A 13,266-nucleotide genomic window follows, 5' to 3' on the forward strand; every position below is an offset into this window, starting at 1 on the left:
GTGACCGACGTCGAGCACCTGCCGCTGACTGGGGACAGCGCCGCGCTGCACGCGACCGCGGCAGCGCTGGCCCGGGCCCGGGATGCGCTGGGCGTCGCGGGCGACGAGCTGGCGCGCGTGCGGGCGGCCGTCGCACCCCAGCGCGGCGCGGCCGTGGCGCTCGCCCTCGGACGCCTGGACGACCTCACCGGTCGCGCGTCCACCCATCGTGCGGTGCTCGACGCCGCGGCTCGCGTCCTGCACGACCAGGCCGACCTGCTCCTCGCCCGGCAGCTCGAGGCGGCCGCCGCGATCGCGCGGCGCGGGTCGGCGCTGGACGGCATCTCGCGGCGGGAGGCCGAGCTCGATGCGTTGCACCGGACGCCGTTCCTCGAGACCCTCGGGATGGCCCACGGGCACTCGCTGGGCGACGCGTCCCGGCGCGTGGCCGAGGCACGCGACGAGGTGCGGCGGGCCGAGGACGACTGGCGCGCCGCCCGCGACGCGAAGCAGGCCGAGTCGCGGCGCGCAGCGGCACTACTCGGCCCGCTCGCCGACGTGCGCGCCGTGAGCGCGTGGGTCGCCACGGGCGGGGAGGCGTCGGCGTTCCGCACCACGTGGCCGGACGGCCGGGCGGCGGCGAGCGTGACCTCGACGATCTCGGGTCTGGCGGCCGCCGCTCTCGTCGACCGCCTCGTCGGGCGCGGGCTCGACGACGCCGCCGAGGCGGCGGCGGTCGAGGAGGTCGTCCGCCTCGTCGAGGCAGGAGGGACGGACGACGCGTTCTGGTCCGCCTTCTACGCCGCGACTCCGCCCAAAGACCTCTACGTGCTGCTGGAGGGTGACCACCTGACGCCCGACGGGTCGGTCCTCGACCCGGGGACGCCCCACGGCACGATCACGCTCGCGATCACCGGCTCGTTCGGCCCGTGGGCGGCCTCGCTCGGTCCCGACGAGCAGGAGGCGCTGGGCGCCGCGGTCGTCGACGACCTGGGGACGGTCACGATCCCCGTCGGGTGGTCGGCGACGGCCACGGCTCTGCTCGGCGCGGTGCACGGCGCATCCCGCGTGCACCGCGGCGCGCTGGAACGCCTCGACGCGCAGCGGCGGGCCGACGCCGCGTCCCTCGGCCCTCTCGCCACCCTCCCGTTCGAGCGCGACTCCCGGTTCGTCATGAGTGCCGCGCTGAGCGGGCTCGCCGAGTCGCCCGAGGAGTCGCTGCGCTTCCTCGCCGGTGACGGGGACCAGGCCCTCGTCGCGGCGCGGTCCGCGCTCTGGGTCGGTGCCGTCCCCCTCGGTGGCTGGCCCGACGAGGGCGAGGGCGTCGCGGCGGTCGTGCGGGCCGCCGTCGAGCACGGCGCGGCGAGCCCCGTCCCGACGGACCGGGAGAGTGCGGCGCTGCTGCTGTCGCGGGTGACCTGGGACGCGCCGGACGGGCTCGCCGGCACGACCCTGTCACCCACCGCCCAGACGGATCTCGCGGCCGCCTACGCGCCCTACGTCGAGGCGTTCGACAGGGGCTTCGCCGCGCAGGAGCCGTTCGACGCGGTCGGCGTGCACAGGGGGCCGCCGGGCGCGGACGCGAGCGGCGGCCGCGTGCTCCCCCTCCTCGAACCGGAGGCCCTGTCCCGGACGTTGTCCGCGACGATGGCATCGCCCGACGGCGTGCGGTTCTGGGACGCGACGATGCTCGCGCACCACGACACGACCGTCGTCGACGCGCTCGGCCCGACGCCGTCGCGACCGGACCCGACGGACCCGGAGCTGCGCACCGGCGTCCTGCGCGCGCTCGACGCGCACGACAAGGCGATGTCCGACGTCGGAGTGATCGTGGGAAGCATGCACCGTGCGGACGTCGCCTCCGCCGTCGAGGCGACCGAGCGCTACGAGACCCACATCGGGTTCCTCATGGGCGTGGTGGGCGACGTCGCCCCCGGACCGGCCGTGCTGACGACGCCCGCGCTCGCGGTGGTCGACGGCTACCTGGTCGACCTCGACTCCGGCGTCACGACGGCGGTCGACCGCGCGAGAGCGGAGGGCACGGCCGAGAGCTGGGTCCTGCGCTCGCGCGGTCACGACCTGGTCGTCGCCGCGCTCGTCGCGGACGGGGTGCCGCCGCAGGACGCCGCGGTCCGGGTGTCGGCGTTCGTCCGGACCGAGGACGGCGAGGACCGCAGCGGCTTCGGCGCCCCCTTCCAGCAGGCGGCGGACCTCGCTCCGTACCGCGGGACGTCGCTCGCGGTGCCGCCGCCCGACGCGGGCACGCCCGGCACCTGGTCTCTCTCCCGCGCGTCCGGCGTCGGCTGACCGGTCAGGTGGAGGACCGTACGACGAGCGAGATCAGGTCGAGGACCGTACGACGAGCGACGTCGGGAGCGTGACGGCCGCCGGGTCCTGGCCGTCGACGACCTCGAGCAGGAGCCGCACCATCTCGGCGCTGATGCGCTCGAACGGCTGGCGCATCGTCGTGAGCGACGGGTGCAGGGCTGCCGCGACGCCGGAGTCGTCGAAACCGCCGACGGCGACGTCCTGCGGGACGCGCCGGCCTGCCGACTGGAGAGCGACCAGCGCCCCCGCCGCCATGAGGTCGGACGCGACGAAGACCGCGTCGACGTCGGGTCGGCGTTCGAGCAGCTCGAGCATCGCGCGACGCCCCCGCTCGCGCGAGTAGTCGCCGTGCGCGACGAGCGTCTCGTCGAACCGGTCCCCGAGCGCGTCGCGGTATCCCTCGAGGCGCAGCGTGCCACCGGGGGTGTCGAGCGGCCCGGTGATCGTCGCGACACGCGAGCGGCCACCGTCGAGCAGGTGCTGCGTCATCGTCCGCGCGCCGGCCCGGTCGTCGGCCGCGACGAAGCCCACCCGGTCCTCGTAGCCGAGCGGGACGCCGCACGCGACCGTCGGCACCCCGTGCTTGAGGAGCTCTGCGAGCATCGGGTTGCCCTGGTGCGAGCTGATGAGCAGGACGCCGTCGACGTGCCCCGCCGCCACGTACGTCGAGATGCGCCGCCGCTCCTCGGGCGTTCCCGCGACCATGAGCAGCAGGGGCATCTCTCGCCTCGCGAGCGCCTCCGCCGCGCCCCGCAGGAGCACCGAGAAGTTCGGGTCCTCGAACAGCAGGTGCTGAGGCTCGGTCAGGAGGAAGGCGATCGAGTTCGCCCGCCCCGTCACGAGCGAGCGTGCGTGCTGGTTCGCCTGGTACCCCGTCGTGCGGATGGCCTCCTGCACCGCGGCGAGCGCGTCGGGCGACACCCAGTGACCACCGTTGATGACGCGCGAGACGGTGCCGCGCGAGACGCCGGCTGCCGCCGCGACGTCGCGGATCGTGGGTCGCCGCCGGGTCCCCGCCCCACCGGGTCTCGCCGGTGCGTCCGCTGTTCCGTCCACACGACGTGAGTCTAGGGACACTCAGCCCGCCTCGGACGCCGACGGCGTCGCCACCGCGGAGACGGACGGACCGGTCTCGCCGAGCGCCCGCATCGACGGCAGCACGCGGCCGTCGAAGCCGAAGAGGGCCAGGTTCGCCCAGGGGTTGCCGCCCGGTGCGACGTCGTCGCCGTAGGCCATGCCGGCCGGGGAGGCCCAGGTGGTCCCGTCGACGGGCAGCCAGGCGGGCTCCCAGTAGACGACGCCGCGACCACGTCCGTCCGGGACGCCGGTCAGCACGGCGTGCAGGTCGGCCAGGAACGCCGTCTGCCCCGCGGGTGAGGCGGGATATCCACCCTTCGCGGCGAGCTCCGGTCCGAAGATGGGGTGGTGGCCGGCCGGCGCGTCGACCGTGTGCCCGTACGCCGTCTCGACGACGAGCACGTCCTTGCCGTAGCGGGTCGCCACGTCGTCGACGTTCGCCTCGAGCTCGTCGAGCGTCCCGTGCCAGAACGGGTAGTAGGAGAGGCCGACGACGTCGAAGTCGACGGCGCGTGCCGTGATCTCGTCGAGCCACCCCCGGTAGAGCTCGTTGGCGCCGCCGAAGTCGAGGTGGAGGACGACCTCCGCGTCGCTCGTGGACCGCACCGCCGCCGACCCGGCGCGCAGGAGCGCGGCGAGCCGGTCGTACGCAGCGGCGTCGGTGACGGGCGTGGTGCGCTCGAACCTGCGGTGCACGTCGTCGAAGCGCGGGGTCCGGCCGACGGGCCACAGCATGCCGTTGGTGATCTCGTTGCCCACCTGGACCAGGGTGGGATCGACGCCGACCTGGGCGAGCGCCCCCAGGACCTGGGTGGTGTGGTCGGCGACGCGGGTCTCGAGCGCCGCGAGGTCGAGCCCGCGCCAGGCCTTGGGCACCGCCTGCTTCTTCGGGTCGGTCCAGAAGTCGGAGTAGTGCAGGTCGAGCAGCACGTCCAGGCCGTGCTCGTGCGCGCGTCGCGCGAGGCGGGCGGTGGTGGGCAGGTCGTTGGTTCCGCCGCGGTACGGTGCGCCCGCGTCGTCGTACGGGTCGACCCACGTGCGGAGCCGGACCGTGTCGACACCAGACTCCGCGAGCAGCTCGAACAGGTCGCGCTCGCGCCCGTCGTCGTCCCGGTAGACGCCGCCGAGCGTCTCGACCTCCTCGGTCATGGAGACGTCCGCGCCGTGGACGGTCGGACGGGTGCGGGGGGTGGGGTGGGTCATCGTCATTCCTTCTCGGCGCCCGCGGACGCACCCGAGATCAGGTACTTCTGCAGGACGATGTAGAGGATCGTGATCGGCACGGCCAGGACGACGGCCCCGGCGGCGAAGGTCGTGAAGTCGTTCGAGTACTCGTCCTGGATCATCTCGAACAGGCCGAGCGCGACGGTCTTCTTCGACTCGCTCTGCAGGAGCAGCCTCGGCAGGATGAAGTCCATCCACGGCACGGTGAACTGCGTGATCGCGACGAAGGTCAGCATCGGCACCATGAGCGGCAGGACGATCCTCGTGAAGATCGTCATGCGGCCCGCGCCGTCGAGCATCGCGGCCTCGTCGAGGCTCGACGGGAGGTTGTCCGTGTACCCCTTCATGAGCCAGATGTTGTACGGCAGCGCGGCGGCCGCGGTGACGAGGACGAGGCCTGTCAGCGAGTCGAGGAGCCCGAAGTTGAGGAAGAGCATGTAGACGGCGATCGCCGTGAGGAACGTCGGGAACATCTGCAGGACGAGGATCGAGAGCAGGCCCGCCTTGCGGCCCCGGAACCGGATGCGCGACATGACGTAGCCGCTGAGACCGGCCAGCGCCGTGCCGAGCAGCATCGTCCCGACCGCGACGTACAGCGTGTTCGCGTACCAGCGTCCGTAGCTCGTCTCGGTGAAGAGCCGGACGTAGTTGTCGAGCGTCGCGTCGGTCGGGATGGGCGTCGCGTTCCCCAGCCCCCCGTCCGGGCCGAGGGACGCCCCGACCACCCAGACGAGCGGGAAGACGACGATCACCGCCACGACGGCGAGCTCGAGGTGGAGCGCCACGCCGGCGAGCCGGCTGCCCTGGCGCCGGCGACGACGCGGAGGCGGGGCCGTGCGGGCAGCGTCTCCGGCGGCGTCGACGGAGCCGGTCGAGCCGGCACGGGTCGGGACAGTCATGGTCACAGCTCCCTGATCGCCTTGGAACGGTTGAGGTTCCAGACGGAGATCGTGGCGACGAGGACGAAGATGACCATGCTCATCACGGCGCCGATGTTGTAGAGACGGTTGTCGAGCGTCAGCTTGAAGAGCCACGTGATGAGCAGGTCCGTGCTGCCGGCGAACCGGTAGTCGGGGTTGTCGGGCCCGCCCTCGGTGAGGAAGTAGACGACGCCGAAGTTGTTGAAGTTCGAGACGAACGCCAGGACGATCAGCGGCGCGACCGTCTTCTGCACGATCGGGTAGGTGATGTGCCGGAAGAGCTGGACCGCGCTCGCGCCGTCGAGCCGCGCCGCCTCGTAGTAGCTCGGCGAGATGTTCGTCAGCACGCCCCCGATGAGCGCCATGAAGAACGGGAACCCCAGCCACAGGTTGACGAGCAGCGCGACAGCGCGGGCGAGGTTCGGCTGGGACGGGTCCGTGAACCAGTAGATGCGCTCGTCGGTGAGTCCGATGTCGACGAGGAACCCGCTGATCGGCCCGAACTGCCCGTTGAACAGGGAGCGGAAGACGAGCGCCGAGACGATCGCCGGCACCGCCCAGGGCAGGAGGAACACGCTGCGCCAGAACCGGGGGGAGCGCACCCGCGGGCTGGCGAGCAGGACCGCCTGGAGGAACCCCGCGGCGTAGGTCGTCAGGGTCGCGAGCACGGCCCACACGATGGTCCAGCCGAGGACGCCGACGAACGTCGCCGCCCAGGTCGGCACACCGAAGAGCGTGGTGAAGTTCTCGAGACCGACCCAGCTCACGAGGTTCTTCGGGGGCAGGTTGTCGCGGTTGTAGTTCGTGAACGCGACGAGGATCCCGAAGAGGACCGGCAGCACCGACATGAAGACGAGCAGCACGAGGGCCGGTGACAGCGCGATGTAGGCGAACGCCGACTCCCACAGCCCGCGGAAGTACGCGCGGGACGTCTGCGGGGTGCGTCCCGCCTCCAGCCGGGACCGGTACCGGACGGCGTCGACGACGCCCCACACCCCGACGATCGCGAGGAGGCACAGCGTGAGGAGCGCGATGATCCCGTTCGCCATGAGGACGATCGAGTTGTCCCCCTCCGACAGACCGGTGATCCCCATCGTGCGGGGCTGGGTCCCGAGCGTGACGAGGCCCCACAGCCCCTTGACGAAGAACCCGCCGTTCTCGCGGGGTGTGAACCCGCCGCCGGTGTAGGTGCCTGTCGTGACCTCCCACACGACCGCGGCCGCGTAGAAGACGAAGAAGAAGGCCGCCTTGCCCGGCTGCCGGTTGATCAGCTGCCCGGACCCCCACACCAGTGCCGAGGCGATGCCCGGCACCGGTGCGGGGAGCCCGCGTCGTGTCGCGCGCATGCCGGTCAGAGCGCGCCGAGGTCGGCGTAACCGTCGACGGCCTTGCGCTGGGCGTCCTCGATCGGCAGGAGGTCGTCCCACGTGTCGACCGTGAGCGTGTTGCCCGTCTCCCAGAAGTACGCGGGGACCTGCGGCAGCAGCTCGGCCTGCTGGGACTGCTCGACGATCCCGGCCACGTGCTCGTCGCCCTCGAGGCCCTCGATGCCGGAGAGCAGGTCGGGGTTCAGCGCGGGGATCATGCCCGTCGAGGAGTGGATGGCCGCCGCGCCCTCGTCGGTGGCGAGGAAGTTGGCGAACACGCGCGCGGCGGCGGGGTGCTCGCTGTAGCCGGACACCGCCGCGACCTGCATCCCGGCGAACGACTTGGCCGGCTCGCCGCCGTCGATAGTCGGCAGGGTCGTCACGCCGTACTCGAAGCCGAGCTCGGCGGCCGCGGGGTCGAACGTCGCGAAGCTCCACGGACCGGTGATCGTGTACGGCGTCGCGCCCTTGGCGAACTCGGCCTCGATGGTGTCCCACGTCCCGTCGGCGCTCGGCACGTCCCAGAGGTCACGGAGGGTCTGGTAGTACTCGAGGCCCTCGGTCAGCTCGGGGGCGTCGAAGCCCGGGTCCTCGGTGTCGCCGTCCGGGTAGACCTGCCAGCCGGCGGACGACAGGACCGGGTAGGAGTAGTAGATCTCGCCCGGCAGGAACCGCAGCGTCCAGCGGTTCGACGCGGGGTCGTTGTAGGTCGCCGCGAGGTCGGCGATCTCCTCCCACGTCGTGGCCGGCTCGTCGGAGCCCGTGAGCTCCGTGAGGAGCGTCTTGTTGTAGAAGAGCGCGATGGACTCGGTCGTGACGGGGACGCCGTACATGGCGTCGTCCTCGCTCACCACGCCCGTGAACGTCGGGCTCATGCGCTCCTCGAGGCCCGCCTGGTACTCCCCGATCGGGGCCGCCGTGCCGTCCTGGATCGCACGCGAGAGCTGGTCGTACACCGTGACGTAGACGTCGGCGCCGTTCCCCGCCTCGCCCGCGAGCGCCATCTTGTCGACGGCGTCGACCTTGGCGACGAGTTCGTACTCGACCTCGACGTCCGGGTACTCGGCGTTGAACGCGGCGATGACCGCCTCGGCGAGCCCTTCCTCCTCGAACCAGACCTTGAGGGGTGCCTCGCCGGACGCCACGGCCTCCTCCATGACGTACTGGCCCGCCTCGGCGTCCCAGACGACGCCGTCGTCGCTCGTCTCCTGGGGGCTGTCGCCCGCGTCGCCGCCGGAGCAGGCGCTGGCGAGCAGAGCGGTCGCGGCGACGAGCGCTGCGGCGCGGGTGCCTGTGGTCAGGCGCATGAGTCCTCCTCGTCAAGGACCGTCGCACGGCCGCCGACGGGACGATCCCTCCGGGGCTCACGACAGTGTGTGGCTGTGCACCTCAACTGTGCACGGTCACAGTACCGCTCGGCCGTTCCTGGTTGTCAACTTCCGTTCTCCTGGTGTTACCTAGTCGTTGCACGTCCAAATACCTGGGATCGTGCACAGTGACGTGTTCGAGGAGTTCTCATGCGATCTGCCCCCCACCGCCCGGTCGGGCCCGACTACACGGGCTGGCTGCCCGGCGTCGACGACCTCTGCTACGGCGGCGACTACAACCCGGAGCAGTGGCCGGAAGAGGTCTGGGAGCAGGACGTCACCCTCATGCGCGAGGCCGGCGTGAACCTCGTGAGCGTCGGCATCTTCAGCTGGGCGCTGCTCGAGCCGCGCGAGGGGGAGCTCGACCTCGGGTGGCTGGACCGCCTGCTCGACCTGCTGCACGGGCACGGCATCAAGGTCGACCTCGGCACGCCGACCGCGTCACCACCCGCCTGGTTCTTCCACACCTATCCGGACGCGCGCGTCGTCACGCGCGACGGGACGGTGCTCGGCTTCGGCTCACGCGGGATGGCGTCCCCGAGCCACCCCGCCTACCGCGAGGCCGCGGTCCGGATCACGACGGCGCTCGCCGAGCGCTACGGCGACCACCCCGCCGTCGTGCTGTGGCACGTGCACAACGAGTACGGCGCCCCCGTCTCCGAGGACTACTCGCCCGCGAGCGCCACGGCGTTCCGCCGCTGGCTGCGCGAGCGCCACGGGTCGCTCGACGCGCTGAACGCCGCGTGGGGCACCCGGTTCTGGGGCCAGGTCTACGGCGAGTGGGAGCACGTCGGGGTGCCCGCCGCGGCGCCGTCGATCGTCAACCCGGCGCAGCGGCTGGACTTCGCGCGCTTCACGGACGACGCGCTGCTCGCGTGCTTCGTCGCCGAGCGGGACGCGATCCGCGCGCACTCCGACCGGCCGGTGACGACCAACTTCATGGCCGCGGCGTGCCCGGCGACCGACCTGTGGAAGTGGGGCCGGGAGGTCGACATCGTCTCGAACGACCACTACCTGACCGCCGCGGACCCGCGGAACCAGGTGGGGCTCGCGCTCGCCGCGGACCTGACACGCTCCGTCGCGGGGGGCAAGCCCTGGATGCTGCTCGAGCACTCGACGTCGGGCGTGAACTGGCAGGAGCGGAACGTCGCGAAGCGCCCCGGCGAGATGGCGCGCAACGCGCTCTCCCACCTCGGGAGAGGGGCCGACGCGATCATGTTCTTCCAGTGGCGCGCCTCGCGCTCCGGCGCGGAGAAGTTCCACTCGGCGATGCTGCCGCACGCAGGGACGTCGAGCCGGGTGTGGCGAGAGGTCGTCGAGCTGGGAGAGACCCTGCGGGGCGTGCGGGAGGTGCGCGGTGCGCGCGTGCACGCCGACGTCGCGATCCTGTGGGACCAGGAGTCGTTCTGGGCGCAGGACCTCGAGTGGCGCCCGAGCGTGGACGCGCGGCACCGGGAGCGCGTCGACGCGTTCTACGACCGGCTGTGGCGCGACGGGCTGACGACCGACTTCGCGCACCCGGAGCAGGACCTGTCGCCCTACCGTCTCGTCGTCGCCCCGGCGTCGTACCTGCTCACGGCCGACGCCGCGGCGAACCTCACGCGGTACGTCGAGTCGGGCGGGACGCTGCTCGTCTCGTTCTTCTCCGCCGTGGTCGACGAGCACGACGCCGTGCACCCCGGCGGGTTCCTGGGTCCGCTGCGCCGCGCCCTGGGCGTCGCGGTCGAGGAGTTCCTGCCGCTGCGCGCCGGCGAGACCCTCGGCGTGCGCTTCGAGGCGGCGCCCGGCACCGACGGCGCAGGACGCGTGGACACGCCGGGGACAGGTGCTGTCGTGCGGGGCGACGTCTGGGCGGACGACCTCGCGCTCGAGGGCGCGGACGTCGTCGGGCGGTTCGTCGGAGGCCCGGCGGACGGAGCACCTGCGGTGACGCGCCACCGGCTCGGCGCCGGGACGGGGTGGTACGTCTCGACGCGGCTCGACGTCGACGCGCTCGCGACGCTCCTGGCGCCGGTGTACGACGACGCGGGCCTCGCGCCGTCGGGCCTGGCGACGGACGTCGAGGTGGTCCGCCGCCACGCGGACGACGCGCAGTACGTCGTCGCGCTCAACCACTCGGACGCCGAGCAGAAGGTGCCCGACCTGCCGGACGGCACCGTCGACCTGGTGTCCGGCGACCGGGTCGTCGGTGCCGCGACGATCCCTCCCGCCGGGTTCCGGGTCCTGCGCTCGCCGGCTCGCTGACGGCGCGCGGGGGTCAGAGCGCGTCGAGCAGCCCGCGCAGCCGGTCGATCTCGGCGCCCTGACCCGCCGCGGTCTCGGCGGCGATCTCCAGCGCGTAGGTGTCCTGCCCCTCGACGAGCACGACGTCGACCATGTCGAGCGCGCCTTGGTGGTGCTGGATCATGCCCTCCAGGAACAGCCGGTCGAACTCCGGGCCGGTCGCCGCCTCGAGCGCCGCCAGCTGCTCCGCGCTGAGCATGCCCGCCATCGCGTCGTGGTCGTGCTCGTGCCCGGTGCCGGGGACCCGCGGCCCCGTGCCGTCGAGCGCCTCGACCTCGACCGGGACGGGGAGCTCGCGCTCCTGGAGCCACGCCGCGAGCGCGTGGATCTCGGGGCCCTGCGCGGCGGTGACGCGCTCGGCGAAGCCGACGACCTCGGGCGCCTCGGCCCGTTCCGGGGCGAGCGCCGCCATGTCGAGCGCCTGGAGGTGGTGCCCGATCATGCTCGTCACGAACGTGACGTCGGCCTCGTTCCACCGCCCCGTCGACGAGGGGCCGTCGAAGTCCTCGGGCGCCGTCGTGGTCGCGTCCTCGCCGGGCCGACCGGGCTGCACGACGACGCTCGAGGGCGTCGCCGACGCGTCGTCGTCACCGGTGCAGGCCGCGGTGACGAGGAGCACCGGCAGGACGACGGCGCAGGTCAGCGCCCCGGCGCGGCGACGTCGCCGCACATTTCGGCCAGGAAAATTCTGCACGCTGCCCGTTCCCTCCGTGTAAAACCTCGCCAGAACACGTCCGGTATGGGTAGCCGACTGGGCGTTCGCCGGACAGAATCTGGGAACCCTACCAAGGAGGTGTTTCCCCCGTGCATCAACCGACGCACAGGCAACGACGCCGGGGCATCGTCGCCTCAGCACTCGCCGCAGGACTCGCCGTCTCCTCCCTCGCGGTCGCCGCACCCGCCCTCGCCGAGCCGTCCGACGGCTCGCCCGAGGCCGTCGCGGAGCTCGTCGAGCAGTCCACCGCCGCGCTGCCCGCGCAGCGCCTCGCCCCTCTCGCCCAGGCCGCAGACGTCCTGGCACCAGGAGAGGTCGCCGGCAGCCCCAACCTGACCCACGTCGCGAACATCCCCAAGAACGGCGCGTTCGCCCCCGAGGGCCAGTACAGCTCCGACCTCGCGTTCCAAGGACGGTACGCGTTCGCCGGCAACTACGGCGGGTTCACGGTCTACGACGTCGCGGACCCGACCGCGCCCGAACAGGTCGCCCAGGTGGTGTGCCCCGGCTCCCAGAACGACATCTCGGTGTACGGGGACCTGCTGGTTCTCAGCACCGACTCCTCGCGGAGCAACGACTCGTGCGAGAACGTCGCGCAGAGCGCCACGATCAAGGACTCGTGGGAGGGCATCAAGGTCTTCGACATCTCCGAGCCGACGTCGCCGCAGTACGTGTCGTCGGTCGAGACGCAGTGCGGGTCCCACACCCACTCGCTCGCACCGTCGAAGGACGGGGAGGAGCTGTTCGTCTACGTCTCGTCGTACAGCCCCAGCGCCTCGTTCCCCGACTGCCAGCCGCCGCTCGACCTCATCTCGGTCGTGCAGATCCCGCTCGACGACCCGGCCTCGGCAGCGCTCGTCTCGACGCCCGTCCTCTTCCCGGCCCCGCCGGTCGGCGACGGCGGCAACCCGAGCGGCAACTACTCGCGCGAGACGTCGGGCTGCCACGACATCACCACCTACCCGTCGAAGGACCTCGCGGCGGGCGCGTGCATGGGTGACGGCATCCTCATGGACATCTCCGACCGCGCTAACCCGGTGGTCACCGAGAGGATCCGTGACACCGAGAACTTCGCGTTCTGGCACTCGGCGACGTTCAACAACGAGGGCACCAAGGTCGTCTTCACCGACGAGCTCGGCGGCGGCGGCGCACCCACGTGCGACGCGGCGACCGGACCCGAGAAGGGCGCCGACGCGATCTACGACATCGTCGACGGCCAGCTCGTCTTCAAGAGCTACTTCAAGATCAGCCGCGAGCAGGCGCCGACGGAGAACTGCGTCGCGCACAACGGCTCGCTGATCCCCGTCCCGGGCCGCGACATCATGGTCCAGGCCTGGTACCAGGGCGGTATCTCGGTGTGGGACTTCACGGACTCCGCGAACCCCGTCGAGATCGCGTGGTTCGACCGGGGTCCGCTCTCGACCGAGCGGCTGATCCTGGGCGGCTCGTGGTCGGCGTACTGGTACAACGGCGCGATCATCTCGAACGACATCCAGCTGGGCCTCGACGTCCTGCTGCTCGACGACCCGATCACCAACGCGGCGAAGACGGTCCTCACGGACGAGCTCAACCCGCAGGCGCAGCCGACGTACGACGAGCCGGCGGCCTGGGCCAAGGGCACCGCGTACCAGGGCGGTGCAGTCGTCACGTACGCGGGCGCCGTCTGGAAGGCCCAGTGGTGGACCAAGGGTCAGAAGCCGGGTGACCCGTGGGGCCCGTGGGAGGAGATCGCGGGCGTCGACTCAGCTGGCGTCGGCGCGTGGAAGCCGACGCGCGTGTACGTCCGGGGCGACACCGTGACGCACGAGGGCACCGAGTACACCGCGAAATGGTGGACGCGGAACCAGGAGCCCGGCGACCGCTGGGGTCCGTGGGACCCGCAGGACTGACCGTGCCGCCCGGGTCTCGCCCCGGGTGACCAGCAGCCCGACGGCGCCCGCTCACCCTTCGGTGGGCGGGCGCCGTCGCGCGCGCTCCCGTGCGCGTCGCGCGGCTCCGTGCACCTG

Annotated in this window: 9 protein-coding genes; 3 read left to right on the forward strand and 6 right to left on the reverse strand. The window is 72.3% G+C overall.

Annotation, left to right across the window (positions count from 1 at the left end):
* Entirely contained in the window at positions 1 to 2,286 is a 2,286-nt protein-coding gene (locus V5D56_RS02080; RefSeq protein WP_435737407.1) for a hypothetical protein, read from the forward strand.
* A gap of 33 nt (positions 2,287 to 2,319) precedes the next feature.
* Here the strand turns inward: V5D56_RS02080 and V5D56_RS02085 are convergent, their stop codons facing one another.
* Genes V5D56_RS02085 through V5D56_RS02105 form a run of 5 tightly spaced genes read right to left on the reverse strand, consistent with a single transcriptional unit; the run spans position 2,320 to position 8,202 of the window.
* Positions 2,320 to 3,363, reverse strand: a complete 1,044-nt coding sequence (locus tag V5D56_RS02085; protein WP_435737408.1) for a LacI family DNA-binding transcriptional regulator — start codon at positions 3,361 to 3,363, stop codon at positions 2,320 to 2,322.
* Between the two features lie 21 nt (positions 3,364 to 3,384).
* The gene (locus tag V5D56_RS02090; protein WP_435737409.1) at positions 3,385 to 4,587 is read right to left on the reverse strand and encodes a glycoside hydrolase family 53 protein; all 1,203 of its coding nucleotides are present in this window, start codon (positions 4,585 to 4,587) and stop codon (positions 3,385 to 3,387) included.
* A 2-nt stretch (positions 4,588 to 4,589) separates the two neighbouring features.
* Complete coding sequence (locus V5D56_RS02095) at positions 4,590 to 5,507, reverse strand: sugar ABC transporter permease (RefSeq protein WP_435737410.1); 918 nt, start codon at positions 5,505 to 5,507, stop codon at positions 4,590 to 4,592.
* A 2-nt stretch (positions 5,508 to 5,509) separates the two neighbouring features.
* Complete coding sequence (locus V5D56_RS02100) at positions 5,510 to 6,874, reverse strand: carbohydrate ABC transporter permease (RefSeq protein WP_435737411.1); 1,365 nt, start codon at positions 6,872 to 6,874, stop codon at positions 5,510 to 5,512.
* A 5-nt stretch (positions 6,875 to 6,879) separates the two neighbouring features.
* Positions 6,880 to 8,202 carry an extracellular solute-binding protein gene (locus V5D56_RS02105; protein WP_435737412.1) on the reverse strand — a complete coding sequence of 441 codons (1,323 nt, stop codon included), beginning with the start codon at positions 8,200 to 8,202 and terminating at the stop codon, positions 6,880 to 6,882.
* A 210-nt stretch (positions 8,203 to 8,412) separates the two neighbouring features.
* Here V5D56_RS02105 and V5D56_RS02110 point away from each other — a divergent pair, with 210 nt between their 5' ends.
* Complete coding sequence (locus V5D56_RS02110) at positions 8,413 to 10,506, forward strand: beta-galactosidase (protein WP_435737413.1); 2,094 nt, start codon at positions 8,413 to 8,415, stop codon at positions 10,504 to 10,506.
* 13 nt (positions 10,507 to 10,519) lie between these two features.
* On the opposite strand, the gene V5D56_RS02115 is transcribed toward V5D56_RS02110, so the two are convergent.
* Complete coding sequence (locus tag V5D56_RS02115) at positions 10,520 to 11,215, reverse strand: DUF305 domain-containing protein (RefSeq protein WP_435737414.1); 696 nt, start codon at positions 11,213 to 11,215, stop codon at positions 10,520 to 10,522.
* Positions 11,216 to 11,349: 134 nt separating this feature from the next.
* Between V5D56_RS02115 and V5D56_RS02120 the strand changes: the two genes are divergently transcribed.
* Entirely contained in the window at positions 11,350 to 13,149 is a 1,800-nt protein-coding gene (locus tag V5D56_RS02120; RefSeq protein WP_435737415.1) for a carbohydrate-binding protein, read from the forward strand.
* The last annotated feature ends 117 nt before the right edge of the window (positions 13,150 to 13,266 follow it).

Origin of the sequence: Cellulosimicrobium sp. PMB13 (assembly GCF_051294865.1) — a bacterium.
Taxonomy (GTDB): domain Bacteria; phylum Actinomycetota; class Actinomycetes; order Actinomycetales; family Cellulomonadaceae; genus Cellulosimicrobium.